Origin of the sequence: Epilithonimonas hispanica (assembly GCF_003385395.1) — a bacterium.
GTDB classification, from domain to species: Bacteria; Bacteroidota; Bacteroidia; order Flavobacteriales; family Weeksellaceae; genus Epilithonimonas; species Epilithonimonas hispanica.
This window is the reverse complement of the sequence record NZ_QNUG01000021.1, coordinates 20,284-46,853: the sequence shown is the minus strand read 5'-3', so window position 1 is coordinate 46,853 and position 26,570 is coordinate 20,284. Positions and strand designations below refer to the sequence as shown.

Annotated in this window: 26 protein-coding genes; 11 read left to right on the top strand and 15 right to left on the bottom strand. The window is 35.0% G+C overall.

Translation table 11 applies throughout. From position 1 onward, the window contains the following. The first annotated feature begins 17 nt into the window (after window positions 1-17). Window positions 18-398: a response regulator transcription factor gene (locus tag DRF58_RS11085; RefSeq protein WP_116035458.1), complete on the top strand. Its 381-nt coding sequence runs from the start codon at window positions 18-20 to the stop codon at window positions 396-398. Window positions 399-481: 83 nt separating this feature from the next. Here DRF58_RS11085 and DRF58_RS11080 read toward each other — a convergent pair whose 3' ends face one another. Beyond that, complete coding sequence (locus DRF58_RS11080; protein ID WP_116035456.1) at window positions 482-1,315, bottom strand: aldo/keto reductase; 834 nt, start codon at window positions 1,313-1,315, stop codon at window positions 482-484. Window positions 1,316-1,443: 128 nt separating this feature from the next. Here DRF58_RS11080 and DRF58_RS11075 point away from each other — a divergent pair, with 128 nt between their 5' ends. Next, on the top strand, window positions 1,444-2,169 hold the full coding sequence (locus DRF58_RS11075) for a shikimate dehydrogenase family protein (RefSeq protein WP_116035455.1): 726 nt from the start codon (window positions 1,444-1,446) through the stop codon (window positions 2,167-2,169). Window positions 2,170-2,171: 2 nt separating this feature from the next. Here the strand turns inward: DRF58_RS11075 and DRF58_RS11070 are convergent, their stop codons facing one another. Together DRF58_RS11070 and dacB are read right to left on the bottom strand one after the other, a co-directional pair. Further along, window positions 2,172-2,657 (bottom strand): DNA-deoxyinosine glycosylase, encoded by a 486-nt coding sequence (locus DRF58_RS11070; protein WP_116035453.1) that lies wholly within the window; start codon window positions 2,655-2,657, stop codon window positions 2,172-2,174. A 153-nt stretch (window positions 2,658-2,810) separates the two neighbouring features. Then, entirely contained in the window at window positions 2,811-4,184 is a 1,374-nt protein-coding gene (gene dacB, locus DRF58_RS11065; protein ID WP_116035451.1) for a D-alanyl-D-alanine carboxypeptidase/D-alanyl-D-alanine endopeptidase, read from the bottom strand. A 134-nt stretch (window positions 4,185-4,318) separates the two neighbouring features. Here dacB and trhA point away from each other — a divergent pair, with 134 nt between their 5' ends. Beyond that, window positions 4,319-4,954 (top strand): PAQR family membrane homeostasis protein TrhA, encoded by a 636-nt coding sequence (gene trhA, locus DRF58_RS11060; protein ID WP_116035449.1) that lies wholly within the window; start codon window positions 4,319-4,321, stop codon window positions 4,952-4,954. A gap of 250 nt (window positions 4,955-5,204) precedes the next feature. On the opposite strand, the gene DRF58_RS11055 is transcribed toward trhA, so the two are convergent. After that, window positions 5,205-6,113, bottom strand: coding sequence for an AEC family transporter (locus DRF58_RS11055; RefSeq protein ID WP_116035448.1), 909 nt, complete (start codon window positions 6,111-6,113; stop codon window positions 5,205-5,207). 88 nt (window positions 6,114-6,201) lie between these two features. Beyond that, the gene (locus DRF58_RS11050) at window positions 6,202-6,966 is read right to left on the bottom strand and encodes a T9SS-dependent choice-of-anchor J family protein (RefSeq protein ID WP_162300304.1); all 765 of its coding nucleotides are present in this window, start codon (window positions 6,964-6,966) and stop codon (window positions 6,202-6,204) included. A gap of 258 nt (window positions 6,967-7,224) precedes the next feature. On the opposite strand from DRF58_RS11050, the gene pruA reads away from it, so the two are divergent. Beyond that, on the top strand, window positions 7,225-8,850 hold the full coding sequence (gene pruA, locus DRF58_RS11045) for an L-glutamate gamma-semialdehyde dehydrogenase (RefSeq protein ID WP_116035444.1): 1,626 nt from the start codon (window positions 7,225-7,227) through the stop codon (window positions 8,848-8,850). Window positions 8,851-8,966: 116 nt separating this feature from the next. Beyond that, a complete protein-coding gene (pncA, locus tag DRF58_RS11040) occupies window positions 8,967-9,572 on the top strand; it encodes a bifunctional nicotinamidase/pyrazinamidase (protein WP_116035443.1) in 606 nt (201 codons plus the stop codon). Between the two features lie 96 nt (window positions 9,573-9,668). Here the strand turns inward: pncA and DRF58_RS11035 are convergent, their stop codons facing one another. The 7 genes from DRF58_RS11035 to DRF58_RS11005 all read right to left on the bottom strand — a co-directional run bounded on the left by DRF58_RS11035 (window position 9,669) and on the right by DRF58_RS11005 (window position 19,648). Next, window positions 9,669-10,187 (bottom strand): DUF421 domain-containing protein, encoded by a 519-nt coding sequence (locus DRF58_RS11035; protein ID WP_116035441.1) that lies wholly within the window; start codon window positions 10,185-10,187, stop codon window positions 9,669-9,671. A gap of 296 nt (window positions 10,188-10,483) precedes the next feature. After that, window positions 10,484-11,647, bottom strand: coding sequence for a proline dehydrogenase family protein (locus tag DRF58_RS11030; protein WP_116035439.1), 1,164 nt, complete (start codon window positions 11,645-11,647; stop codon window positions 10,484-10,486). A gap of 315 nt (window positions 11,648-11,962) precedes the next feature. Continuing rightward, window positions 11,963-13,480, bottom strand: coding sequence for a bifunctional phosphoribosylaminoimidazolecarboxamide formyltransferase/IMP cyclohydrolase (purH, locus tag DRF58_RS11025; RefSeq protein ID WP_116035479.1), 1,518 nt, complete (start codon window positions 13,478-13,480; stop codon window positions 11,963-11,965). A 196-nt stretch (window positions 13,481-13,676) separates the two neighbouring features. Next, a complete protein-coding gene (purN, locus tag DRF58_RS11020; protein WP_116035437.1) occupies window positions 13,677-14,240 on the bottom strand; it encodes a phosphoribosylglycinamide formyltransferase in 564 nt (187 codons plus the stop codon). A 276-nt stretch (window positions 14,241-14,516) separates the two neighbouring features. After that, window positions 14,517-15,509 (bottom strand): phosphoribosylformylglycinamidine cyclo-ligase, encoded by a 993-nt coding sequence (gene purM / locus DRF58_RS11015; RefSeq protein WP_116035436.1) that lies wholly within the window; start codon window positions 15,507-15,509, stop codon window positions 14,517-14,519. A gap of 300 nt (window positions 15,510-15,809) precedes the next feature. After that, window positions 15,810-16,346, bottom strand: a complete 537-nt coding sequence (locus tag DRF58_RS11010; protein WP_116035434.1) for an NADPH-dependent FMN reductase — start codon at window positions 16,344-16,346, stop codon at window positions 15,810-15,812. 389 nt (window positions 16,347-16,735) lie between these two features. Next, complete coding sequence (locus tag DRF58_RS11005) at window positions 16,736-19,648, bottom strand: M16 family metallopeptidase (RefSeq protein ID WP_116035432.1); 2,913 nt, start codon at window positions 19,646-19,648, stop codon at window positions 16,736-16,738. Between the two features lie 303 nt (window positions 19,649-19,951). On the opposite strand from DRF58_RS11005, the gene DRF58_RS11000 reads away from it, so the two are divergent. The 3 genes from DRF58_RS11000 (at window position 19,952) to DRF58_RS10990 (ending at window position 23,889) form a co-directional block, all read left to right on the top strand. Next, window positions 19,952-22,087, top strand: coding sequence for a S46 family peptidase (locus DRF58_RS11000; RefSeq protein ID WP_116035431.1), 2,136 nt, complete (start codon window positions 19,952-19,954; stop codon window positions 22,085-22,087). Window positions 22,088-22,182: 95 nt separating this feature from the next. After that, a complete protein-coding gene (locus DRF58_RS10995; RefSeq protein WP_116035429.1) occupies window positions 22,183-22,677 on the top strand; it encodes a MepB family protein in 495 nt (164 codons plus the stop codon). 69 nt (window positions 22,678-22,746) lie between these two features. After that, complete coding sequence (locus tag DRF58_RS10990) at window positions 22,747-23,889, top strand: DEAD/DEAH box helicase (protein WP_116035428.1); 1,143 nt, start codon at window positions 22,747-22,749, stop codon at window positions 23,887-23,889. Window positions 23,890-23,894: 5 nt separating this feature from the next. Here the strand turns inward: DRF58_RS10990 and DRF58_RS10985 are convergent, their stop codons facing one another. Beyond that, the gene (locus DRF58_RS10985; RefSeq protein WP_116035426.1) at window positions 23,895-24,095 is read right to left on the bottom strand and encodes a hypothetical protein; all 201 of its coding nucleotides are present in this window, start codon (window positions 24,093-24,095) and stop codon (window positions 23,895-23,897) included. A gap of 407 nt (window positions 24,096-24,502) precedes the next feature. On the opposite strand from DRF58_RS10985, the gene DRF58_RS10975 reads away from it, so the two are divergent. The 3 genes from DRF58_RS10975 to DRF58_RS10965 all read left to right on the top strand — a co-directional run bounded on the left by DRF58_RS10975 (window position 24,503) and on the right by DRF58_RS10965 (window position 25,953). After that, on the top strand, window positions 24,503-25,099 hold the full coding sequence (locus tag DRF58_RS10975; RefSeq protein ID WP_123902397.1) for a hypothetical protein: 597 nt from the start codon (window positions 24,503-24,505) through the stop codon (window positions 25,097-25,099). A gap of 75 nt (window positions 25,100-25,174) precedes the next feature. Beyond that, window positions 25,175-25,549 (top strand): hypothetical protein, encoded by a 375-nt coding sequence (locus tag DRF58_RS10970; protein ID WP_116035423.1) that lies wholly within the window; start codon window positions 25,175-25,177, stop codon window positions 25,547-25,549. 50 nt (window positions 25,550-25,599) lie between these two features. Continuing rightward, window positions 25,600-25,953: a hypothetical protein gene (locus DRF58_RS10965; protein WP_116035421.1), complete on the top strand. Its 354-nt coding sequence runs from the start codon at window positions 25,600-25,602 to the stop codon at window positions 25,951-25,953. 232 nt (window positions 25,954-26,185) lie between these two features. Here DRF58_RS10965 and DRF58_RS10960 read toward each other — a convergent pair whose 3' ends face one another. Next, window positions 26,186-26,389, bottom strand: a complete 204-nt coding sequence (locus tag DRF58_RS10960) for a hypothetical protein (protein ID WP_123902396.1) — start codon at window positions 26,387-26,389, stop codon at window positions 26,186-26,188. Beyond that, a complete protein-coding gene (locus tag DRF58_RS10955; RefSeq protein ID WP_206605218.1) occupies window positions 26,379-26,567 on the bottom strand; it encodes a hypothetical protein in 189 nt (62 codons plus the stop codon). The genes DRF58_RS10960 and DRF58_RS10955 overlap by 11 nt, the downstream gene beginning before the upstream one ends. Between the last annotated feature and the right edge of the window lie 3 nt (window positions 26,568-26,570).

Genomic DNA, 26,570 nt, shown 5'->3' with positions numbered 1-26,570 from the left:
TTAATTACTTTAAGAAAATGTCAACTTCAAAAAAAATATATGTTGTGGATGATAGCCCAGCCATTCTAGACTCAGTCAAATTGATGCTCAATATGGAAGGTTATGATGTAGATAATTATGAAAAAGGGTCTGAGATGTTCAACTCTCTTCAGACTTCTTCTACCAAACCCGATGTGATTCTGATGGATATGTGGCTGTCCGGAGAAGATGGGCGAGACATCTGCAAGATGATAAAAGCACATCAGGATTTTAAGAACATTCCGGTGGTGATTATGTCTGCTAGCCGAGGTTTAGGAGATTCTGCAATAGAAAGTGGCGCAATAGATTTTATTCCAAAACCATTTGATTTGGGAGAAATCGTTGAGAAAATTAGATATTACTCTAGTTCCAGTGAGTAATTAAAAATCAATAGCAAATTAATTATATAAAAAATCCGTTTTAAAACTTTTTAAAACGGATTTTAATTTTTCTTACTAAAAATTTAAAAATCTACTGTTTCAGGATTCAATCCAGAGAATCCAGTTTCTTCCAATGTCTTCAAAGCTTTCATATCACTTTCAGAAATCTTGAATCTTTCAAAATGTAAATTATTGTAGATATTATTTGGATTTTCAGATTTTGGTAAAACAATCACACCGGACTGCAGACAAAACTGAATACAAAGAATCGCAGGAGAAACACCATAACTGTCAGCAATATTTTTCAAATCCTCATCTTTTAGCAATCGTCCAGAACCAATCGGACTCCAAGCTTCTATTGCAATTCCTTTTTCTTTACAAAAATCTACAACTTGCGGTTGCGTGTATCCCGGATGAAACTCAATTTGATTGACTACAGGAATCACTTCTGCAGTTTCCAAAAGTGCTTCGATTTGTGGCAACATAAAATTACTTACACCAATCGCTTTTACAACGCCGGATTTGTAAAGTTCTTCCATCGCTTTCCAAGTTTCCGCATTGATTTCTTTCCAATTATCAAATTGTTTTGCATTCGCAGGCCAATGGATGAGAAGCAAATCCAGATAATTGGTTTTCAGGTTTTTGAGCGATTGCTCCACAGAATATTTTACACCTTCTGCACTTCTGTTGGAATTCCAGATTTTGGTTGTGAGATACAAATCTTTTCTATCAATTCCGGATTCTTCAATCGCCTCTCCTATTTCCGCTTCATTTCCGTAGATAGCGGCTGTGTCAATATGTTTGTAACCTGCTTTCAAAGCTTCTTTTACCGTTTTTTGAACACCTTCTGTCGTCTGCCAAGTTCCAAAACCGATTTCAGGAATTTCTGTCCCGTTATTGAGAACAACATTTTTCATTTTAAAATAATTTGATTTTTTCGAAATCCAAAATTACGCCAACAGAAAGAGATTTTAAAATAATTCAGCTGATGGAAGAATCAAAAAATTATGATGAATCTTGTGTTGATATTTCCTAAATTTGGACTATGGAAAAACAGGAATTCGGATTACTTGGGAAGAATATCTCTTACTCATTTTCAAAAAAATACTTCGAGGAAAAATTCAAAAAATTATTTCTAAAAAATCATTCATATAACTTCTTCGATATCTCTGAAATCGAAAATGTTACGCCTTTCTTAGAAAACCCGAATCTCATTGGAATGAATGTCACTATTCCTTACAAACAAGCGATAATCCCCTTCCTTGACGGATTGAGTGATGAAGCGCAACAAATCGGTGCTGTGAATTGTGTGAGTTTCCAAAACGGAAAAAAAATTGGTTATAATACAGATGCTTTTGGATTCGAAAAAACTTTACTTATCAATAAAAAAGACTACCATAAAAAAGCTTTGATTCTTGGAGATGGCGGCGCTGCAAAAGCGGTGAGATATATTCTTAACAAACATAATATCGAACATCAGACGATTTCCAGAAAATCTGAAATTACTTTTGAAAATCTTTCGGAAGACTTGGTAAAAGATTCTTTACTGATTATCCAGACAACACCAGTTGGAACTTTCCCGAATGTAGATGATTTTGTTCAGTTTCCATTTGATGCAATTACAGATAAACACTATGTAATTGATTTGATTTATAATCCTTCCGAAACGGCTTTTCTAAAAAAATCTGCAGAAAAAGGTGCTACAACGCTTAATGGTTTTTATATGCTAGAACAGCAGGCGGAAAGAGCTTGGGAGATTTGGAACAGTTAATTCTACAAATAATCCTTAATCACTTTCCAGCTCTCCAATTTCTCATCAAACTTCACCGTATGAAGCGGACTTGTAGAAGGCAAAACTACAATCGGTATTTTGAAATTTTTGCCTAGAATCTTCAAAAGGTTTTTGTAAGACTTTTGTCCGTTACAAAAGATAGTTTTGATGTTGGGATGATTTTCGATTAATTCGAGGATGTTATTATCAATTTCATCTTTGATTTCTGTATCCAAGCTACCTTTTCTTTCGCAACTTTCGATAACATCCCAAAGTGCGACTTTATTGGTTTTCAGTAATTCTAATCTTGTGTTATAATCCGTAGAAAATTCTGAATCAAAAAGATAAAACATCAATTTCCAAAACTGATTTTGTGGATGCGCATAATACTGTTGCATTTCCAAAGACTTCACACCTGGAACCGAACCAAGAATCAAAATCTCTGAATGTTCATCAACAATTGGCGGAAAAGAATTGATTCTGTTCATTTTGTTTTATCGCAAAGTCGCAAAAATATTTAAAAATAATTTAGCAAAAGTCGCAAAAGTAAATCTTCGATTTTAGAATTTTAACGAAGTTAAAATCTTTGTGCCTTGAAAAGCGTTATAAATATTAACCTTTTGTGCCTTTCCGTTAAAATCTTACTTCAAATTATCCAAAATCTTAAACAAAGCATTACTGATACTTCCGCCTTGATAATTATTCAGAATGATGGAAAACACATAATTCTTACCACTTTTAGAGGTCTGATAACCAGCAAAAGATTTACTGTCTTTGATAGTCCCGCTCTTCATTTTGATACCATTTTGAGTGGGAAAACCTTCGTAAAAAGCATCAAACCAGTTTTGTTTTTTCGCATACAACAATGCCTGAACCTGCGCTTTTGCCGAAACATAATTCTGTGGAGAAAGTCCACTTCCATCTGCAAAGTTTATCATCATTGGATTAATTCCTTTTGATTTCCAAAAGTCTTTTAAAAAGTCAACACCGGTTTCAAAACTCGGGTTATTTCGTTTTTCTTTCGCCATAGTTTTGATTAATGTTTCTCCATAGAGATTGATACTTTTTCTCAAGAACCAATAGACTATTTTGTCCAACGTTGGCGATTTATATTCAAAAATCTGATTCTGAGTTGGTGCTTTGGAAATAGATTTCCCAGCAATCTTCTCATTATAATAAGTGGTTGTTCTTCCAGAAATAGAAACTCCGTTTTCTTCTAATAACTTTTTGATTTCGACAGCTAATTGCATTGGTGGATTGGGTGTTGCTCCGGAAACTGTTGTTATTTTTCCTGCAGGCAAAGTTCCATTAATCATTGCGGTTTCGGAATGTGGCGCAGTGAAAATTAGACTTTTATCAGAGTTTCCTCCGGTTTTCAGTTCATTAATCCAATTAACTTGATTCAAATCGTAAGAAAAACTCTTGAATTGATTTCCATTAATATGAATATCAAATTGATTTTCTCTCCAATTCACACCAAAAGTTCCTGCACCGTAATAATTTCCTAAATCATTCCAAGGCCAACCTCCGGGTGTACTTTGAAAATCGAAATAAGAATCATCTACAATCAGATTGCCTGATATTTTCTTGATTCCGGATTTCTTTATGGCTTCTAATAACTGCTGTTTGAAATTTTCAGGCTTATAATTTTCCCAACGCCAACTTCCCAAAGTCGGATCGCCATTGGAAGTGATGTAAAAATCGCCATCTAAAATACCATTCGATATCTTCCCGGAATATGAAGCTGTGGTTTTGAATTGATAATTCTTTCCCAAAGTTTCCAAAGCCGCCGCAGATGTGAAAATCTTCTGCGTACTTGCCGTAGAAAGTCCTTTGTTCCCATTGTATTCATAAACAAGATTTCCATTCTCATCCGAAATATAGAACGAAAGATTAGCTGACAAAGCGTTGGAAGTCGACAACATTTCTTTTACAGATTTGTCCAAGTGATCGGAAACTGATTGTGAGAAATAGGTTTGAGAAAACAATATAAAAATAATGAAAAGTTGCTTCATTCCTGAATTTTTATCAAAACTAAGAATTTTAAATGATGTTAATAGTAATTAAACTCTGTTAAAACAAACATCTTCTGACAATAATCGCAACTTTGAAAAAGTTTAATAACTAACTTTACTTCAAAATCAACATTATGCCGAAAAAGAATAGAAAAAAAGAAGAGCTTTACAATGTGATTACACACGGTTTAGGAGCAATTCTGTCCGTTGTGGCTTTGGTTCTGATGATTGTTTATTCTGCTATCAGCGGAAGCGCTATTGCAATTGCCTCATCGTTGGTCTTCGGGATTAGTTTGATACTACTCTATTCCGCATCCACCGTTTATCACGCAGTTTACAAATTGAAATGGAAAAAAATCTGTCAAAGAATCGACCATCTTAGTATCTATCTTCTCATCGCCGGAACATACACACCTATTGCTTTACTGGGGCTGAAAGGCGCTTGGGGCTGGAGTATGTTTGGCGTGATTTGGGGAATGGCCTTGATAGGATTTATTTTCAAATTTTCCCCCTTGAGAAACAATGAAAAAATCTCACTTTCTCTGTATGCTCTAATGGGTTGGGCCGCAATTATCGCCATTAAGCCAATGATAGAAAATCTTTCCACAGGTGCATTAACACTGATTATTCTTGGTGGATTGTGCTATACTTTTGGGATTTATTTTTATGCTAAGGACAAGAAACCTTTTTACCATCCTATTTGGCATTTATTTGTTTTAGGTGGAAGCATTATGCACTTTTGTGCAGTTTTCTTTTTTATCTTGCCATAAATTCTAAAAAATATTAAACCACAAAAGTCACAAAAGAAATTCTATAATTATATCTTTTGTGACTTTTGTGGTTTTTAAATTAAATCTTTATTGCAAAGATTTTTTAAAGTCAAAGTATCCAAAGCATCAATAAATTGATATGTTGATAAAGCTTACGATTATATATTCGCCTTTAATAAAATCAACTTGTTGATTCTTTACCTTCTTAACACGTTCTTAATTCTTAAAAAAACTTTGCGTAAAATTTATATTAAAATAAAAACTCAATAATCTCATACCAAATTCCTGTGGTCACAAAACCAACAATAATACTAATTCCGATAATCAGATTAATGAGCTTTGTATTAAGTCGGTATTGTTCTGCGATGATGCTTGAAGTGATTACTGTTGGCATTGCCGCCTCGAAGATGCTAATTTTTGCAATATCACCTTTGATTCTAAAAGCCAGTGCCAAAATCAAAACCATTAATGGCATCAAAATCAATTTATAAAGCATTGATGTGGAAATCTGCGGAATAAGCTTTCTCCAACCATTGAATTTCAATTGTAGTCCTACAGAAAATAAAGCTAACGGAGCAACGGTTGAAGCCAGTTTATCAAACATAGGTTCGGCAAAATCCAGATCGATAAACTGCGACAAAATCAACGCACTCACACAACCTATAAACGGGGGAAAAGTAACAAGTCTTTTTAATATGAATTTGGGATCAACTTTACCACTTTTACTTCCACCTTTCAAAGCCGCTACAATACCCATTGTAGAGAGCATCAAAAACATCGTTTGATCGCAAATGATAGCAATACTCAGATATTTTTCACCATAAAAAGCTGTGATTAAAGGAAACCCTATGAAAGATGTATTACTATAACCGCTCGCCAATTCCATCGTACTTCTCGACCTTCGGGAGTAGTTTTTCATCCGGCTATAAAACAACATAAAAACCCAACCGCCAATTGCCGCTAAAACTGTACTCAAAATCGGGAACAGCATTTCCCACGACCATACTACTTTGGGAAGATATTTGAAAGAAACTGCAGGTAAAGCGATATAGAGAAGCCAAGTATTGATTCCTTTATGGGCATCTGGATGAATAGTTTTGGTAGATTTGAAAATCATTCCTGCAACTACGCAAACTATAATCAACACAAAATTTATCATCCTTTAGAAATTTGATTCTGCAAAGTTAAATATCACAAAACAAAAAACCCTCTAATGAAGAGGGTTTTATTTGATAATTTGATAAAAATTATTTTTTGATAAACTTATGAGAAGTAGAACCAGCTTCTGTGTTCACTTTCAATACATAAGTTGCGTTTTGTAATGATTTTACATCAATTTTAGAATCAACTACCGTTGGAGAAGCTACTAATTTACCTGCCATATCATAGACTTGAACAGAATTAACTTTTTGGTTAAATGTTAAATAGTCTGATGTTGGATTTGGATATACAGAGAATGCTTTTTTATTAACATCAGAAACAGCTAATAGACTTGTAGCGCTAACTGTTACATCATCGATAGAAAGGAAATCTTGATCTGTACAATCGTAATGTCTAAAAGCTACATATATCTGAGGCTGACCAATAAATGAAGTAAGATCTAAAGTATGATTTACAGGAGTTCCTGCATTTGTACCTTGACCTAAAGTCTCAATTACCTGAACATTAGATGCTAATAATGAAGTTTGATCCGGAGAAGTAGAAACATATACAGCATACTTTTCCTGATCCCAACTTTGTGCTGCAACTTGTGTAATCCACGATAAAGTAAGTGTTCCCTGAGCTTTAGAGATATCAATTGCTGGAGATACTGCCCAATTATCAGGAGTTAGGGGCACTTGTTGCCAAGATCTAGAAATCAATGAAATAGGTGTAACGGGATTTTCCTCACTATCTTGTATTTGAAAAATATCTCCAAATTGAAATCCATCTCCATCATCATCATATAAAGTCCAGTCAGATACATCTTCATCATTAAAGTCATCTTTCCAAACTTGTACTTGCGCATTCATTGAATTAAAAGCTAATGCTAAAGCACCAGCAAAAAGTAATTTTTTAATCATAACTATAATTTTAATATTTTCAAATATACAAACATTAATCAAATCACAGCTATAAAAAACAATTTTAACAACATAAAAAACCACATTAAACAATCATTTGTTTTCTTTAAAGACAATTCTACAATTCAAATATTAACAATTGTCTTTAATTTAATTTTATCATTAATTTTTTAGATTGTAAATTTGTAAAAATCAAAATATAAAATTATGTCTAAAGCGATTTCTCAAGTGCCTTTTGCACAAAATGAACCAGTAAGTTCTTATGCTCCAGGCTCTGAAGAGGTAAAAAGCCTTATTTCTACTTACAAAAAAATGTGGAAAGAAAAAACCGAAATACCAATGGTAATCGGTGGAAAAGAAGTAAAAACAGACAAAAAAATACAACTGAGTTCGCCTCAGGACCACCAGCACGACTTTGGTTTCTATTACGAAGGTGATATGTCGCACGTTGATCAAGCTATCGATTCTGCGCTTGCTGCAAAAGCAAAATGGAATGCACTTGGTTGGGAACATAGAGCTGCGATTTTCTTGAAAGCGGCTGACCTTTTAGCTGGACCTTACAGAGATGTTATCAATGCTGCAACAATGATTGGACAGTCCAAAAATGTTCATCAGGCAGAGATTGATGCGGCTTGTGAGTTCATCGATTTCTTGCGTTTCAATGTGGAGTTTATGACCGAGCTTTATGCGGAGCAACCAGTATCCGATGCAGGAATCTGGAACCGTGTAGAATACAGACCACTTGAAGGATTCTGCTTTGCGGTGACGCCTTTCAACTTCACAGCAATCTCTGGAAACTTGCCAGCTTGTATGGCTTTGATGGGAAATGTGGTGGTTTGGAAACCGTCTGATAAGCAAGTTTATTCAGCTAAAGTGATTATGGACGTTTTCAAAGAAGCTGGACTTCCTGATGGTGTTATCAATATGATTTTCACAGATGGTAAAGAAACGGCTGAGAAAGTTTTGGCGCATCCAGATTTTGCAGGTCTTCATTTCACAGGTTCTACCAAGGTTTTCCAAGGAATGTGGAAAATGATTGGCGATAATATTCATAATTATAAATCTTACCCAAGAATCGTTGGAGAAACTGGTGGAAAAGACTTCGTAATGGTTCATCCGTCTGCTAATGTTGAAGCAGTTGCAACTGGTTTGGTAAGAGGTGCTTTCGAATATCAAGGACAGAAATGTTCTGCAGCATCCAGAGCTTATATTCCAAAATCTCTTTGGAATGAAGTAAAAGCGGTGATGGAAGCTCAAATGAAAACCATCAAAATTGGTTCTCCTGAAGATCCATCAAACTTCGTTAACGCCGTTATCGACAAAAATTCTTTCGAAAAATGTAAAGGTTACATCGACAGAGCTGAAGCTGCAAATGATGCAACAGTTGTTATCGGTGGGAAATATGACGATAAAAAAGGTTGGTTCGTTCATCCAACTGTTATTGAAACTATAAATCCATATTACGAAAGTATTGTTGAGGAAATCTTCGGTCCAATCTTGACGGTTTACGTTTATGAAGATGAAAACTGGGAAGACACTTTGAAATTAGTTGATACTTCAACGCAGTATTCCTTGACTGGTTCTATCTTCGCACAAGACAGATATGCGATTGATGAGGCTTATAAAGCATTAGAAAATGCTTCTGGAAACTTCTATATCAATGATAAACCAACCGGAGCAGTTGTAGGACAACAGCCCTTCGGAGGCTCTAGAGCGTCTGGAACAAACGATAAAGCAGGTTCTAAAATGAACTTGACACGTTGGGTTTCTGTAAGAAGTATCAAGGAAACTTTTGTCTCTCCAAAAGATTACAAATATCCATATTTAGGATAATTTTAAAATAATTTAAGTCAAAATGTCATTTTGTAGGAATCTAAATGCTAATTATATTGATTGGCTCGGTTCTTTCAGAATGACATTTTGTATTTTAACAACCCAAATCTCAGACAATGAAAAAAGCACTTATTATAGTTGATGTTCAAAATGATTTCTGCGAAGGTGGCGCATTAGCCGTTCCAGAAGCTAACAGCATCATCCCTTATATCAATCTTCTGATGGAAGAAAACGAATATGACCAAATCGTTTTAACTCAAGACTGGCATCCTTCCAATCATAAAAGTTTTGCATCAAACAACGGAAAGAACGTTGGGGAAACAATTTCTCTAAATGGCGTTCCACAGTTTATGTGGCCAGACCATTGTGTTCAGGGAACTTTCGGGGCAGAGTTTCAGAAAGATTTGAATCGTGATAAAGTAACACACATTATTCAGAAAGGAAAAAATGTTGAAATTGACAGCTACAGCGGGTTTCAAGACAACAATCACTTTATGAAAACTGGTCTTGAAGACTTCCTAAAATACCACGATATTCAGTTGGTTGAGATTGTTGGATTAGCTTTGGATTATTGTGTGAAATTAACTGCGATTGACGCTTTCAATGCAGGTTTTATAACTTGTTTACATTTCAACGGAACAAAAGCTGTGAATGTAAAACCAGACAGCGCAAGAAATACGATTTATGATTTAGCAGAGAAAGGAATTACTATTTTAGCGTAATTCAAACTTTTTAAAGTCTTCGACTCCGCTCAGACTGACATTGTTAATTAAACTTTGTCACACTGAGCGGAGTCGAAGTGTTTTTATAATATGCTTTTACTGATTCCTAAACTTCCTTTTCATCTTAGTTTTATGTCTGGAATAATGTGTCTGTTCGGTATTTTTATCGGTAGAAATAACACTGATATTTCCATCTACTTCCAGAATCGCTAATTTCACTTCAGACACTTTTTCGATGCCATGTTCGTGAACAGCTTCTTCCAGTTCATCTTCGGAAATTGAGACTTTCTTTAAAATCTCAGGATACACTACCCCATCTTTGACCAAAATATAAGGATGATCTTCTATCAGTTCTTTGATTATTGGGTTTTTAAATATAAATTTCTTCACAACAAAGTTCGCTACAAACAAAACCAACGCGGCGACAATTCCGCCTTGTAAACTGTTATTGGGACCAACCATTGCATTTTGGACCGCATTACTTATCAAAAGCAAAAGAATTACATCACCTGCATTAAGCTGTGATAATTGATTTTTACCAAAAACGCGCACAGCAATCACCATAAAAAAGTAAACTGCCAGCGACCGAACGACAATGTCAAGAATTGGATTCAATTTTCAAAAAATTTATTCAAATAAAAATAGATAATTTTCGGGAGATTATTAAGTTAAAATTTGCCTATTTTTTGTATTGCAAAAGCTTTGTGAGGACAATTGTTCTTTCTCCATTTATGGATTTAGACAAATTCTTTAACATAGAAATTGGAAAATCTTTTATTGATTTTTTTGAACGATTTGAAAAAGGAATAGATTGGTTTATATAATTTATAAAAAAATCCGCCTCACAGCGGATTTTTATTATTAAGATTATAAATTGTCTAACTTCTAATATCTGACATCTAAAATCTGTCCTATTTTCTTCTCTTTAATTCCTTACTTATCAAACCAAGCTCTCTACCAGTTTGTCCCGCAACAGAAGTATTTTCCTGCGCACGTCTCGTAAGATAAGGAACAACGTCTTTTACAGGTCCATACGGAAGGTATTTTGCAACGTTATAATGTTGGTCTGCCAAATAATAAGTAATGTTATCACTCATCCCGTAAAGCTGGCCAAAATATATATGCGGATTGTTGTGTTCAAGACTTTTGGCTTTCATTTTATTCATTATCAATTCGGACGAAATCTCATTATGTGTTCCGAAAAATGCAGAAACCTTGTCTAAGTTTTCCATCACAAAATCAATTCCTGAATTGTAATTATCATCAGTCGCTTGTTTATTCGGCTGAATCGGATTTGGGTAATTCATTGCTTTTGCGCGGTCGGCTTCTTTTTCCATATATGCACCACGAACAATCTTATAACCAATGAAATAGCCTTTTTCCCTTGCTCTTTCCAGATGAGCATTCATATATTCCAAACGACCGGTTCTGTACATCTGAATCGTGTTCCAAACGATGGCTTTTTCCTTGTTGTATTTCTCCATCATTTCTTCACAAAGCTGGTCAGCTGAATCCTGCATCCAAGTTTCCTCAGCATCCACCATTACTTTTTTATCACTTTCGAAACAAAGTTTGCAGACTTCGTCAAAACGAGTCACTACTCTATCCCATTCTTCTTTCTGGCTGGTTGTCAACTCTTTTCCTTTTCCAACCGCTTCATAAATATCAATTCTGCCAAAAGCCGTTGGTTTGAAAACGATAAACGGAATCGCTGGATTTCCTACAGAAAATCTCACAATATCCTTGATTTCCTTACAAACCGCATCGAAAACCTCTTCCTCTTCTTTCCCTTCAATCGAGTAATCAAAGATACTTCCAACACCACGTTTGAACATCTGTTTCACTACTTTCATACTTTCTTCTCTAGTTTCGCCACCGCAAAACTGTTCGAACAAAGTCTGCTTCACAATCCCATCTACAAACGGAAAATTGTTCCTCACTGTAAAATTGAGAAGAGAAACGCCAATATTGGTCACTGCAGGCTGTTCAATCGCCTTGAACATCCAATAGGCTTTTTTGAGCTGAGCATCCGTTTTATCAGCAAATGCGAGCTTTGTATCATTGAAAATACTCATATCCAGAATTTGGTCTCAAATGTAAATATTATTTCGATTTTTGAATGAATTTTAAAGCTAAATTTTATCAGAATTATAAAATTAATTCAACAAAAAATCGATACTTCATCATAACTCGAAATCATTAGAATTAATGATAATTTTTACACTTGATTATTATTAATTATTAAAAAGAAAACCCTTTTGAAGTTAAACTTTAAAAGGGCTATTTATTTTGAACCACAAAAGTCACAAAAGAAATTATTATTAAATTTATTTCAGCTTTTGTTTAACTTAAAAGACAACAAAACTTTTGTGACTTTTGTGGTTAATTTATCAATGCAGGAAATGTCTCATTCCTGTAAACAACATCGGGATTTTATGTTCATTAGCTGCTTCGATAGAATCTCCGTCTCTCATACTTCCACCAGGCTGAATGATTGCTTTGATGCCTTCCTGCGCACAGAAATCAACGACATCTCTGAAAGGGAAAAACGCATCTGACGCTAAAACCAATTCACCATCGAATTTCTCTTTAGCTCTTTCAATTGCTTGCTGAGTTGCCCAGATTCTGTTCACTTGTCCACCACCGATTCCGATTGCCTGAACGCCGTTTGAAACCACAATTGCGTTAGATTTCACATATTTAACCACTCTTTGAGAAAATAATAAAGCTTTTCTTTGCTCTTCTGTCGGAGCCGTTTCTGTCATCAATTTGATATCTTCTGAGAATTGGTCATCTGCATTCTGAACCAGCATTCCGCCATCAATTTTTACCCAAACTTGTTTGTCTGTAACCGCATTTTTTATTTTGATGATTCTAAGGTTTTTCTTTTTTCTAAGAATTTCCAAAGCATCTTCATCAAAGTCGGTTGCCATTACAATCTCAAGGAATGTTTTGTTTAATTCCTCAGCTGTTGCAGCATCTACTTTGTAATTCATTCCAATGATTCCACCGAAGATAGAAACCGGGTCACATTCAAATGTTTTAGTATAAGTTTCTAAAGCCGAAGTTCCAACTGCAACACCACAAGGCGTAGAGTGTTTTACCGCGCAGCAAGCCATTTCTTCTTTGAACTCATTAACCACTTTCCAGCACAAATCCATATCGCGAAGATTATTGAAAGACAATTCTTTACCTCCCAAAATTTCGAAATCTTTCATTGCTCCGTTTTCGAAAGTCGAAGTGTAATAAGCTGCAGATTGATGAGGATTTTCACCATATCTTAAGTCGGAAACCTTTTTGTAAGAAGCGTTTAAGTAAGTTGGATATTCTTCATCCAAAAGCATACTAGAAATCGCAGCATCGTAAGCAGAAGTCAAGTTGAATACTTTTCCAGCTAATTTTTTTCTGGTTTCAATGTAAGTATCACCGTTTTGCTCCATTTCGATTTTAACGATTTGATAATCATTAACGTCTGTCAAAACCGTAACCGAATTGAAGTTCTTAGCTGCAGAACGCAACATAGAAGGACCACCAATATCGATGAATTCTACTTTTTCATCAAGAGAAATATCCTTGTTCACGTTTTCGAAAAACGGATAAAGATTCACAATCACCATATCAATTAGCCCGATTTCGTACTCTTGAACTGTTTTCATATGCTCCTCGTTGGAACGAACTGCCAACAATCCGCCGTGAACTTTTGGGTGAAGTGTTTTCACTCTTCCGTCCAGCATCTCCGGAAAATCGGTCACTTCATCAATTTGGATTGGATTAAGACCAGCGTCTTTCAGATGTTTGAAAGTACCGCCTGTGGAAATCAATTCGTAATTGTTAGCTTCCAAAAATTTGGCAAAATCTACCAAACCGCTTTTATCAGATACGCTGATAAGTGCTCTCTTTTTACTCATTTTTTCTTTCAAATTTTACTTTTTACAGTTTTATTCAAACTGTGATTTACCGGTTCTTTCACCTCCGGATTTACTTTTTATTTACTTTAGATTTTATCTTTTATTAATTAAAGTCAATTTTAATTAAAATCTGTAAATCATTATATTAAAACAATTTACGAATTATAATATCATTTTCACTTTAACTAAACCAATTCTATTTATTAAGAACCAAATCAATGGCTTTTGGGAAAATATCATATTCAATCTGATGAACTTTTTGAGCTAAAGTCTCAGCTGAATCATTTTCTTCAACATCAAATTTTCCTTGCAGAATAATCTCACCTTCATCGATTCCCGAAGTCACAAAATGAACGGTTGCCCCACTTTCTTTTTCGCCTGCCTCAATTACTGCATTGTGAACGTGATGTCCCCACATTCCTTTTCCTCCAAATTTCGGCAACAGTGCAGGATGAATATTTATAATCTTACCTTCCCATTTTTTGCAGAACTCAGGTTTCAAGATGGATAAAAAACCAGCCAGAACAATCAAATCTGTATTTTCCGGAATCGCTTTTTCTAAGTTCTCTGAAAAGTCTTTTCCACGTTTGATTAATAAATTCGGGATGTGATGTTTTTCTGCTCTTTCTAATCCGAAACATTCTCTGTCTGCAATCACCAGATTCACTTTTGCATTTCGGATTTCGCCGTTGCTGATGCAGTCAATGATTCTTTGAAGATTGGTTCCTGAACCTGAAATTAGTATGACTAAGTTTTTCATTTTAATGCTATGCTTTTTAAACGCCAAGTCCGCAAAGCTTTTTTTTAATACTCAATGTTTTTAAGTTCGCAATTCGCCTTTGGCATAATCATCGATTCCTTTAAAAACAATAAACATATTGAGATAAAGGCGTTTTACTCAGCAAAGAGTTTTTAACCATAATATTTACCTAGCCCCGATAGTAGCGGCATCCTTTTTTGTTTTTCTTTTCAATTTCTATTGATGACAAAACGTCTAAAAAACAAAAAAGATATAGCGGATAGCGGGATTAAGCTCCTAAAATTTTAAATCGATTTTCTCGCTTCCTTCTGTTATTTCGCCCACAACATAAGCATCTTCCAAAAGGTCAAGGATTTTTTCAGAATGTTCGGCATCGGTTACCAAAACCATTCCCACACCCATATTGAAAGTTCCGTGCATTTCTTTTCTATCGATGTTTCCTCGTTTTTCTAATTCTAACATCACGGTTGGAACTTTGATTTTAGATTCATCGATAGTGGCGCAAAGACCTTCCGGAATGATTCTCGGAACATTCTCGTACAATCCGCCCCCTGTGATGTGCGCAATTCCGCAAACAGGAACTTCTTCCAAAACTTTGTGGATGTCTTTATAATACAATCTTGTTGGCACCAGCAAAGTCTCGTATAATGGTTTCCCTTCGAATTCTTCTTCGAAATTTGGGAAAATCTTTCTTACCAAAGAAAATCCGTTGGAATGAAATCCAGAACTTGGGATTGCAATGATTTTGTTTCCTTTTTTGATTTTAGAACCATCAATAATCTGGTCTTTCTCCACAATTCCTACGCAAAACCCAGCTACATCATAATCGCCCGGCTGATACATTCCCGGCATCTCGGCAGTTTCGCCACCAATCAAAGCGCAATTATTGTCCTTGCAAGCAGTCACCATTCCAAGAACGATTTCAGCAGCAATGTCTGAATCCAATTTTCCACAAGCCAGATAATCCAAGAAAAACAATGGTTTTGCACCGTGACAAAGGATATCGTTGGCGCACATTGCAAAACAGTCTATACCGATAGAATCGTATTTCTTGGAATCCAAAGCTACTTTTAGCTTGGTTCCAACGCCGTCTGTTCCAGAAACTAAAACAGGATTCTTATATCCGGCAATCTCATAGAACGCACCGAAGCTTCCCAGATTGTTCAGAACATTTTTGTTATGGGTCTCTGCAACAGCAGATTTGATTTTATCAACGGTTTTGTAACCTTCTTCTTTATCAACGCCGGCTGATTTGTAGGTATTGCTCATTTTTAGATTTTCAGAATTGCGATTCTTTCGATTCCTTCAGGCTTTTGAAAACCTGAAAGAATCTTGGAATTCATTAGATTTATTTCAAACTTTACTTTCAGTTTTATTCCAATAAAAAAGCCGACAATCTTATTAAGATAGTCGGCCGTTATTTTAACTCACAAGTTCGGAGGCAATTGTATAATTCTTTTTGCAAGAATTAATAGATTGCTGGAAATGAAGTTGTGGGATTTTCATCGGATTAAATTTCATTTTTCTTTGTAGCAAAGTTAAGCATTCTTAACACAACATTCCAAAATGTTATTCAAAAAAGTTTTTAACAGCAGACAATTTCTCCTGAAACTCAGTATTCTTTTCTTCATCTACAATCCCTTTTTCGATATCAAAAGAGTCTTTAAACTTAGGTAAAGAAAAACTCTGTAGAATATTTGCTCCACTAAAAGGTGCTCTAGCTTCAAAATGAGCAATCACATTTTTGCCTCCTCCAGGCCCTGGCGCAGTTGCTAATACAAATACCGGTTTTTCGCCGAAATGTTTTCTGTCTTTGATTCTAGAAATCCAATCAAATATATTTTTAAAAGCTGTGGTATAAGTACTGTTATGTTCTGCAAAAGAAATAATCAACAAATCTGAAGCATCTATTTTCTCAGCAAATCTCAAAGCTAAAGTTGGGATTCCGTCGTGCTTTTCTCTGTCCACACTGAAGATTGGCATTTCGTAATCGTTCAAATCAAGAATTTCGACTTCTTCCCCGTTAAATTGTTTCGCTGTGTATTCTACTAATACTTTATTAATAGACTCTCTTGAGTTGCTTGCTGCAAAAGCTAATATTTTCATTTTAGTTTAAATTTTAAAGCTACAAATGTATTCTGTTTATATCAGAAAATAATTGATTTATGATAGTATTTTTTAATTATAAATTTCAATGATTCTTTTTGAGAATAACAAAATAATATTTAATACTAACGATGGAATCAATGGTTTTGAACTTTGGGAAAGTGATAGATACTAATTCCCCCTACTTATGTACAAAGAAGCTGAAGGAAGAAGTTACAAAAATATGATGAGAAGTAACGGTTGCAACTCTAACAATTGCAGCCAAGCCTAGTATTACCCATATCACAAAGCACAATTACTGTTAATGCTTATATGCAACAGAATCCAGGATACTAAAACAAAACCCTCTTGAAAATTTTCAAGAGGGTTTTATTATAAATCAATTCAGATTAATATCCAAAAATCTCTTCAAGACTTACTTCTTGGAACTCTCCCATTTTGTTGACAGACTCCATATTCAGGTTTTCTTTTTTACCGATGATTGCTGTGTTGTATTGCAACGGTTTTACTTCGGTGTTATAGAAATTAGTCAATTGAGGCAATGTCAAAGATTGGATTTCTGCGTAGATATCTTTTCTCACATCGTGATCAATTCCTAATTTTTTCAAAGATAACTGGTTGTAATAAGTCACAGTTCTGTTGATTCTGCTAGATGCAATTTGTTTCAAAGCAGATCCTTTTGCATTTTCGAACTGAGCTGGAATCTGCGGAAGTTCTGCCATCAATTCAGACATTGCAGAAACTGCTAAAGGTAATTTGTTTGCCTGAGTTCCGATATAAGTTGTTACATAATTCGGATGGTTTTTCTCAGTCGCATTAGCATAAGAAACGTAAGCTGAATAAGCTAAAGATTTACTTTCTCTAATTTCCTGGAAAACGATAGAAGACAATCCACGTCCAAAATACTCGTTGAAAACACTTGCTTTTCCGAAGTTTGCCACATTCACATCGCCGGCTTTTGCCACTTTAGACATTTCCATTTGTACCATATCGTATGGTGTAAAATATACTTTTCCGGCAGTTGCAGGCTCTGCATATTCTTTCGCAGTTGCAGGCTGTAATTTTGTATTAACAATATAAGGCTTCACTGCTTTTTCCAATCCTTTTTGATCTTCCCCGTAAAGGAAAACTTCGTAAGGATATTCGTTTAACGTTTTGATTTTAGAAATCAATTCAGAAACGTTGATGCTTTTCAAACGATCTTTAGAAATCACATCAGAGAATCTAGAATCTTTTCCAAACTTAGCATAATTAGCTAAAGCCGCCATAATTCTATTCTTATCTTTCTTCGCAACTTCTCTGGACTCAAGGATTGTATTCACCGTTTGGTAATAGATTGCTTGATCTGCTTTCACATTATTAATCCAGTGATTCATAAGCTCTACTCCTTTTTTCATATTGCTTTCCAATCCGCTAAGCGCAATAATCATTTGGTCATTAGACGTTTTGAATTGATTCGTAATTCCTAATTTGTAGAACTCTTCTTTCAATTGTTCTGGTGTATATTTATCCGTTCCAAGATATTGTAGAACTGTTACACCAAGTGCCAATTCTTTATCATTATCGGTTCCGAAAGGGAAAACATAATTCACCTGAGCTACTTCATTGTATTTATTTTTAATGAAGCTTACTTTTTTGTCTTTGATTGTAGAAGTTGCAATAGCAGTTTTGAAATCAACAAACTCTGGTTTGATATCAGAAGATTTTGTATTAATGATATCTTTCAGGAATGGTGATTGTGCTTCTCTGTTCAATTTGATTGGCGTAATTCCTGGGTTTTCTACACGAACCAATTTATCATTAACGCCTTTTTCTTTGTAAACAACTACGTAATTATCTTTGAAGAAATCATTCGCAAATTTCACAACATCCGCTTTAGTGATCGCTTCGTATTGGTTTACTTCATCTAATTCCTGCTCCCAAGTTCTGTCCCCGATGTAAGTTGAATATAATGTTGTAGCCAATCCATCAGCCGTTTCCCATCGTTTCATTCTCTGAACTTTCAGATCATTCACGATTGCGTTTAGCATCCAGTCTGGGAATTGTCCCTTTTTAACCAATTCAATTTGGTCTAATAACAACTTTTTAGCTTCATCAAAGCTCTGCCCATCTTTCGGAACAACACTTAAAACAAATGCACCATAAGTTTTGAAAGGCGATTCGTAAGCACCGGCACCAAGTGTTTTTTGTTTTTGATTAATATTAAGGTCAATCAAACCTGCGTCTCCGCTGTTGCTCAATATTTCAGCGACAACATCTGCTAATCTTGCTTCTTGAGTTCCGTTAGAATCTGTTCTCCAAGCCATTGTCATTCTAGGTGTAGAAGGACTTTTTACAGTTCTGGAAACGATGCTCGTCATTGGCTCCTCAGCAACCATTTTCTTCATTGGCAATTCTTTGTACTTGAACGTTCCAAAGTATTGATCTACCATTTTGATCGTTTTATCAAAATCCAAATCTCCAACCAAGACTACCGCCATATTATTAGGCACATAGTAAGTATCAAAATACTTGTGGATCGCTACCATAGAAGGGCTTTTCAAATGCTCCGAAGTGCCGATAGTCGTTTGCTGACCGTTCGGATGTTTTGGGAAAAGCGCTTCCATCATTGCATAATTTACCAATCTTCCGTCATTATCCTGAGCACGATTATACTCTTCATAAACCGCTTCCAATTCTGTATGGAACAATCTCAAAACCAATTCAGAGAAACGCTCGTGTTCAACCTTAAGCCATTTCTCCAATTCGTTGGATGGTATATTGTTTTTATAAACTGTTTCGTCTAACCAAGTGTGAGCATTGGTTCCTGTTGCACCAAGAGAAGAAATCGCTTTGTCATACTCGTTAGCAATCGCATATTTGGAAGCTTCCTGAGAGACTTCGTCTATTTTCTTGTATAATGCTTTTTTCTTTGCAGGATCTTTTTCTGCTTTGTGCTGCTCGTATAAATCAGAAATCTGAGCTAGTAATGTTTTTTCTTTTGCCCAATCGCTAGTTCCTAAATGTGAAGTTCCTTTGAAAACCATGTGTTCCAGATAATGCGCTAATCCTGTATTATCACTTGGATCGTTATTAGAACCCGTTCTTACAGGGATGTAGGTTTGGATTCTTGGAGCGTCATCATTTTTAGCGAGATAGACTTTTAGTCCGTTTTTCAGGGTGTAGACTCTCACACCTGATTGGTCATTTTTTACGGTTTCGTAAGTATAACCTTGTTTATCTGTAGCAGATTGTGTTTCAAATTTCTGTGCCATTGCATTCATCATAAATAATAGTGAAACTGAAATAAAAATTTTCTTCATACTATACTTTTAATTTTTATTAATTTTTATTTTGGGGCGTAATTTACGCAACATTTTATTAGTCACAAAGAATTGAGGATTGTTACTTTTGATTGGTTACAATATAAATCTATTTTTAACGTAAAGCTTGTCAGTCCGTAGGAATCTAAACTTTGCAGTAGCGATTCGTAATAACCTGCTAATATTAAACATTATAAATCTTAGCAATAAAAAGAGACAGCCTCTTTTTTTGTTTTGATGCTAAAATCTATTTTACTCCATTCTTAAAATTTTATTTAAATTAGTGCCTCTTAAAATTTATAAATGAAAAAAATTCTCTTATCAGCTTTTGCATTGTCAGCTGTAATGACATTAGCACAGCAATACGGAGGAATGTGGATTCCGACAGAAGTCAATGAAAAAGAAATGAAAGAACTGGGAATGAAGATTTCTGCAAAAGATATTTTCAATCCTGAAAAGGCAAGTATCAAAGATGCGGTTGTTCAGTTTGATGGTGGTTGTACTGCTGAGGTTATCTCTCCTAGCGGACTTTTACTAACCAATCATCATTGTGGTTATGATAATATCCAATCTCATTCTACTGTAGAAAATGACCTTTTGACCAACGGATTTTGGGCAAAAGATATGAACGGAGAATTACCAAATCCTGGTGTAACTGTAGATTTTATCACAGATATCAAAGAAGTAACTAAAGACATTCTTGCAGGAACAGCAGGTTTGACTGGAAAAGATTTGGATGCTAAAATCAAACAAAACACTGAGGCTTACATTGCTTCTCAAAAACCTGAAAGCTATCAGAAAATCTCGGTAAGATCAATGTATTATGGTAATAAGTATTATGCCTATGTCATAGAAACTTACAAAGATATTCGTTTGGTTGGTGCTCCGCCTCAGGCCATTGGAAAATATGGTTCTGATACAGACAACTGGGTTTGGCCAAGACACACAGGCGATTTCTCTATGTTCAGAATTTATGCTGATAAAAACAACAAGCCTGCAGAATATTCCAAAGATAATATTCCTTACACACCAAAACATTTCTTGCCAATTTCTATCAAGGATAAAAAAGAAGACGACTTCACTTTTGTTTTTGGATTCCCAGGAAGAACAACCGAATATCTTCCCGCAGTAGCGGTTGAGAAAATCATGACAGAGATTGATCCAGCGATGATTTCTGTGCGTGATGTGACATTGAAAACTCTTGATGAAAAAATGAGAGTGGACAATGCGACAAGAATCAAATACGCTTCTAAATATGCAAGAATATCCAATGCTTGGAAAAAATGGCAAGGCGAAATCGAAGGTCTTAAAAAGTCTAATGCTGTTGGAAAGAAACAACAATATGAACAATCTTTGATTTCAAAAAACCCAGCCATCAAAACAACAATTGATGGATTAAACAAACTTTACAACGAGCAAGCACCTTACGCATTGAACAGAGCTTACTACAGCGAGTTACCAAGAAATTCAGAGACATTGGCTCTCGGAAGTTTATTTGGGAGTTATGTAGAAGCTGTGGAAAACGGTACATCTTCTCAGAAATCTTTGGACAATCTGAAATCTAGATTGACTGAGATGTACAAAGATTATGAAAGTGGTTTGGATGCTAAAGTTACAGCAAAAGTAGTTGCACTTTACGCCAACAAAACCCCACAACAATTTTTGCCAGTAGGTTTTGAGAAATATAAAGATGTGAATCAAAATGTTGTAACCATTGAAAATTGGGCGAAAAATTCTGTAGTAATGGGAAGCGGAAAAGTGAATGGTGCTACAGTTTATTCTGACATCAATAAAGTTTTTGCAGATCAAAACACTTTAATTCAAGCTCTTAAAAACGATCCAATTGTTGAGCTTTATGCATCGATTAAGAATACTTATGTACAAACAACTCATGAGAAGGTAACATCTTATCAAACTGAAATCGATGCGTTACAGAAGCAGTTTATGGCTCAGCAAATGGAAACTGATAAAGACAGAAAATTCTTTCCAGATGCTAATTCTACGCTACGTGTGACTTATGGAAAAGTAAAAGGTTCTAACCCAAGAGACGCCGTTAATTATGGTTACCAAACGCATCTTGCGGGCGTTATGGAAAAATACATTCCCGGAGATTATGAATTTGATCTACCGAAAAAATTAATCAATCTTTACAATACCAAAGATTACGGAATCTACAAAGATAAATCTGGCGACGTTCCTGTAAACTTCACAGCAACCAATCACACAACTGGTGGAAACTCAGGAAGTCCTGCCCTAGATGCTTATGGAAACCTCATCGGGCTCAACTTCGATAGACAATGGGAAGGCACAATGAGTGATATCAATTATGACCCTAAATTGTGTAGAAATATTATGGTTGATACCAAATATATTCTTTTCGTAATCGATAAATATGCTGATGCAAAATGGCTATTGAACGAAATGAAGATTGTAAAGTAATCTTTTAATTAATCTAAGAAATTTACTTTGTCAAAGTCCAGAACTTTGACAAAGTTTTTTTTTATAAGTCTAATGCTCAATAAAGAATATTATCAATGATTAAGGAAATAGAAAAATTAGAAAAAATATTACAAAAACACTTTGAATTACCATTCTCAGAAATCACTCAAGATTCTGAATGCGAAGAGTACTTTGGTTTTAATTTTAAAATTAATCAAATCAATTTCAAGTTTAGGAAATCTAAGCTGACACCTAAAAAGATGGGGCAATTTGTAACTTTATGGAAAAGAAACGCTGAAGGAAAAACCATTCCTTTTGATATTAATGACAACTTCGATTTCTACATTATTGCTGTTGAAGAGAATCATCATTCTGGATTTTTCATCTTTCCAAAAACAGTTTTAGAAAAAGAAAACTTAATATCAAGCAAAATCAAAACAGGAAAACGAGGCTTCAGAATCTACACAGATTGGCATTTCCCCAATAATAAACAAGCAGAAAAAACCAAACTTTGGCAAACCCAATTTTTCATTAATCTTTCTCATCAAGAAAAAGAAATCCTTGAGAAATTTAAAAAGATTTTGGATTAAGGCAAGTCTGATAATACTTTACAATAGAAACCCAAATCAATAGCTTATCTTTGCTCCAAACAACGCTCTATGTCATTCGAATCGCTAGGACTTTCTCATAATATCATAAAATCGGTTAAAAAATTAGGTTATCTGAAGCCATTTCCAATTCAGGAACAGTCTATTCCTGTGATTTTGCAGGGAAAAGACCTTGTGGGAATTGCCCAGACTGGTTCAGGAAAAACAGCTTGTTTTGTAATGCCGATTCTCGAAAAGCTACAGAATGCAGAAGTTAAAAAAGACCGCAATATCCAGGTTTTGATTCTTGTTCCTACACGCGAGTTAGCGATTCAGATAGATGATGTCTTCCGAGCTTTTACAGATAATCTAAAACGTGATGTCCGCACAATGGCTGTTTACGGTGGTGTCTCCATCAATCCTCAAATGAAAGGAATGATGGGTGTAGAAGTTCTTATTGCTACGCCAGGTCGTTTGCTGGATTTGATAGATCATAATGCTTTGAGTATCTCAAAAATCCAACATCTGGTAATAGATGAAGCGGATAAGATGTTTCAGCTTGGTTTTGGCGAAGAGATGAACAAACTTTTCGCAATGATGCCTGTCGCAAAACAAACCACTCTTTTCACAGCAACTCTAGACGACAAAGTTTCTGAGATGAAGGCTAGATTATCAATCAATCCTACATTAATAGAAATCAAAAAAGAAGAAATTGAAATTGATAATATCGAGCAATTGGCTTATCATGTTTCTCCAGAAAACAAAGGTCCTTTTTTAAGATATCTCATCAAAGAGAAAAAAGTGGAGAAAGCCTTGATTTTCGTTTCTTCTACTAGATCTGCAGATAATTTGGTTGAAAAACTCAAGAAAAACAAAATCAAAGCGGTTGCTATCCACAGCCAGAAATCGCAGGGTGCTCGTAGAAATAACCTTGAAGAATTCAAAGTTAATGGCGCTCAGATTTTGGTTGCAACAGACCTGATTGGACGCGGAATCCATATTGACTCTCTTCCTTTTGTCATTAATTATGAATTGCCTCGTTCCCCGCTAGATTATATCCACAGAATTGGTAGAACTGGTCGTGCAGGTGAAAAAGGAACTGCAATTAATATTTTGACGGATGATGAATTGCAACATTTCCGAGTGATTCAAAAGAAAATGGGCAAAAAAGTGACTTTACAAAGAACCGGAGATATCAATTTACACGGATATTAATCCAATCACTTTTCACAATCACATTGTTCTCTTCTATGGCGTTTGAAAGCATTATCCCAAAACGGATAAAGTTTGATTGCCAAATAGACATTCGCAGCGTGTAGTTTTTTATGCTTGAATAAAAGAGGAAAAGCATTCTCACTTCCCAAAATCAAAGGTCCAAGTCTCACATAACCTCCGAATTGTAGATTTCTATATTCTGACAAAGTGGTAGAAACGCCTTTTTATTGATTATAAATAAAGATCACATATATTTTCAATTTTTTTCTTTAGTCGGAGGAATTTTCTTTCGACTTTCTTGTTTTATTAATTAATCAGTAGTTTTACTTTAATTAAAAAAAAATCGATGTTATTAGCCATTCTTCTACCTTTCGTTTCTTTCTTCGTTAGAGGAAAAATCATTACAGCAATCATTTGTTTTATAAATCAAACGTGTGGATATTGGACGTTTCAGAAGATGCTCTGTTTATCTTTATCAGGATAAAACCTTACTATCTAAAATAATTTATCATAAAAGCGACTCCAAAGAAGTTGAATATTTAAAGCGAAACAAGCATCTAATTAACTATAATGTTCTTATTGAAGATAAAAATTAATTCAAAAAAAAACTAAAATGAAAACTCTACTTCTACCCTTTTTTCTGATATTGATTCTGATGAGCTGCGATACAAAAGGAACAGAACAGAAGAATATCATCATCTTAAAAATCCATTACAAACCGAATTCAAAAATCATTGATACACTTTGGGTTTCACAAAATGATTCTAAAGTTTTTCTTCAGAAAGAAGTGATGTCTGGCAATCCCGGACAAAGACCTGAACCAATTACTATTTACGAATTGATATCTCCAATTGACGGTGCATATTATTACATTTATGATAATGAAGGAAAGTTGTTTATGGAAGGCCGCTACAATTCTGAATATACTTATGAAGGTCATCTTAATCAACAGGGAAATTTCTATAATTCTAAAAGTTACAGATATAGAGACAACGGCAAATTAAGAAGCGTTCATTATATGGAAGATGGCAGAAATGTCAAAACTGAATCCTACAACAGAAAAGAACAGCTGGATGAAGTCCGTTATATTGATAAAAAGTCTGAAACGACTACCAAAGTTGAGATCTACGAAAATGGTGAAGTGAAGAAAACTAGAGTCTATACAAGTTTTGATAATTACTATACAGTTCCGGGAGCGACTTCTCTGTAATCTATTGGTCTTAAAATTGATATTAGAAATTAAATATAATGTTCTATTCGATTTAACTCTAATACCTTCTGCAATATGATATTTGATAAAAACCACCTCAAGCCTAATAATGATATTCGCTATCTTGTTTATCACGAAGACAATACTGATGCTGGTTTCAGTACGCCTTACAATGACAATCCGTATATGCTAAGTTCTTTAAAAAAACTGAAGAAGAATATCACTTGCAAAAAGAAAAAACGCGCTATCAAAGAATGCTTAGAGAATTACAAAGACGATATTGTAGAGCGTCCACAAATCAATAACGCATTCGACACAGAAGACCAACAATCATCTTCCAAAGCCAATTTTGCAGATTACGCGAAAGCTTCTTATCAAAAGGTTTTAAAGGACATTGAGAATATTCAGAAACTAATGGAACAACTTAGCATCAATCAGGTTAGCCTATAAAAAAAAGACTCGTTAAGATTTTATAAATTTGTTGCACTTAAGACGAAACAATGACAACACAAGACTTGGTGGGCAATTACGCTGTAGAAGGCGGTAATCAGGATGGGAACGGAATCAGTTATCACGGTGTACTTACTCTCAGCTTAGATGAAAACAACCGAATAGTAGCAAAATGGATTATCGGTGATCATATCCAGAAAGGAACAGGTTTCTTCAAAGATGATATCTTGGTGATCAATTTCAATTATGAAGGCGATGAAGGCAAAGTTTACAAAGGCGTGGCAGTTTATAGATTCATCAATCCCAATACTTTAGATGGCTTCTGGTCCGAGAAACACGGCAATCCTTTATTTCTAGGCAGTGAATATTGTGTCAGAATCCCTGCCTCTGAGTTTTTGAATTAATTTGTCATTGCGAGCAAAGCGAAGTAATCTATCGCCAGTTCAAGTAGCGAAGCATATTGAGAGCTTTGTACGTCTTCAAACTAAATTGGACATTTTGTAATACCCCCCCCCGCTGCGCAAAGTCTCCTGACTTTGAGCATACAATTATTCATCATAATTATTATATTTCCAAAACTCGCCCCGCTGCGCAAAGTCTCCCGCTGCGCAAAGTCTCCTGACTTTGAGCATACAATTATTCATCATAATTATTATATTTCCAAAACTCGTTCTTTTCTGTTACATCAATTATAGGATTATCAGCCAATTCAATTTCTAATAATCCTTTGCCGTTTACATAATTACTTGCTGATGAATATATAAAATGATGAGCTTTTTCTACAATACCAGCCCCCGCTGCGCAAAGTCTCCTGACTTTGAGCATACAATTATTCATCATAATTATTATATTTCCAAAACTCGTTCTTTTTTGTTACATCAATTATAGGATTATCAGCCAATTCAATTTCTAATAATCCTTTGCCGTTTACATAATTACTTGCTGATGAATATATAAAATGATGAGCTTTTTCTACAATACCAGCCCCCGCTGCGCAAAGTCTCCTGACTTTGAGCATACA

Coding starts and splice junctions, on each gene's coding strand:
- purH (WP_116035479.1), bottom strand. CDS start 13,480: ATGAGTAAAAAGAGAGCACTTATCAGCGTATCTGATAAAAGCGGTTTG.
- DRF58_RS10990 (WP_116035428.1), top strand. CDS start 22,747: ATGTCATTCGAATCGCTAGGACTTTCTCATAATATCATAAAATCGGTT.
- DRF58_RS11085 (WP_116035458.1), top strand. CDS start 18: ATGTCAACTTCAAAAAAAATATATGTTGTGGATGATAGCCCAGCCATT.
- DRF58_RS11000 (WP_116035431.1), top strand. CDS start 19,952: ATGAAAAAAATTCTCTTATCAGCTTTTGCATTGTCAGCTGTAATGACA.
- trhA (WP_116035449.1), top strand. CDS start 4,319: ATGCCGAAAAAGAATAGAAAAAAAGAAGAGCTTTACAATGTGATTACA.
- DRF58_RS11010 (WP_116035434.1), bottom strand. CDS start 16,346: ATGAAAATATTAGCTTTTGCAGCAAGCAACTCAAGAGAGTCTATTAAT.
- dacB (WP_116035451.1), bottom strand. CDS start 4,184: ATGAAGCAACTTTTCATTATTTTTATATTGTTTTCTCAAACCTATTTC.
- DRF58_RS11030 (WP_116035439.1), bottom strand. CDS start 11,647: ATGAGTATTTTCAATGATACAAAGCTCGCATTTGCTGATAAAACGGAT.
- DRF58_RS11070 (WP_116035453.1), bottom strand. CDS start 2,657: ATGAACAGAATCAATTCTTTTCCGCCAATTGTTGATGAACATTCAGAG.
- DRF58_RS10975 (WP_123902397.1), top strand. CDS start 24,503: ATGAAAACTCTACTTCTACCCTTTTTTCTGATATTGATTCTGATGAGC.
- purN (WP_116035437.1), bottom strand. CDS start 14,240: ATGAAAAACTTAGTCATACTAATTTCAGGTTCAGGAACCAATCTTCAA.
- DRF58_RS10995 (WP_116035429.1), top strand. CDS start 22,183: ATGATTAAGGAAATAGAAAAATTAGAAAAAATATTACAAAAACACTTT.
- purM (WP_116035436.1), bottom strand. CDS start 15,509: ATGAGCAATACCTACAAATCAGCCGGCGTTGATAAAGAAGAAGGTTAC.
- DRF58_RS10970 (WP_116035423.1), top strand. CDS start 25,175: ATGATATTTGATAAAAACCACCTCAAGCCTAATAATGATATTCGCTAT.
- DRF58_RS11005 (WP_116035432.1), bottom strand. CDS start 19,648: ATGAAGAAAATTTTTATTTCAGTTTCACTATTATTTATGATGAATGCA.
- DRF58_RS11080 (WP_116035456.1), bottom strand. CDS start 1,315: ATGAAAAATGTTGTTCTCAATAACGGGACAGAAATTCCTGAAATCGGT.
- DRF58_RS11075 (WP_116035455.1), top strand. CDS start 1,444: ATGGAAAAACAGGAATTCGGATTACTTGGGAAGAATATCTCTTACTCA.
- DRF58_RS10955 (WP_206605218.1), bottom strand. CDS start 26,567: ATGCTCAAAGTCAGGAGACTTTGCGCAGCGGGGGCTGGTATTGTAGAA.
- DRF58_RS10965 (WP_116035421.1), top strand. CDS start 25,600: ATGACAACACAAGACTTGGTGGGCAATTACGCTGTAGAAGGCGGTAAT.
- DRF58_RS10960 (WP_123902396.1), bottom strand. CDS start 26,389: ATGATGAATAATTGTATGCTCAAAGTCAGGAGACTTTGCGCAGCGGGG.
- pncA (WP_116035443.1), top strand. CDS start 8,967: ATGAAAAAAGCACTTATTATAGTTGATGTTCAAAATGATTTCTGCGAA.
- DRF58_RS11050 (WP_162300304.1), bottom strand. CDS start 6,966: ATGAATGCGCAAGTACAAGTTTGGAAAGATGACTTTAATGATGAAGAT.
- pruA (WP_116035444.1), top strand. CDS start 7,225: ATGTCTAAAGCGATTTCTCAAGTGCCTTTTGCACAAAATGAACCAGTA.
- DRF58_RS11055 (WP_116035448.1), bottom strand. CDS start 6,113: ATGATAAATTTTGTGTTGATTATAGTTTGCGTAGTTGCAGGAATGATT.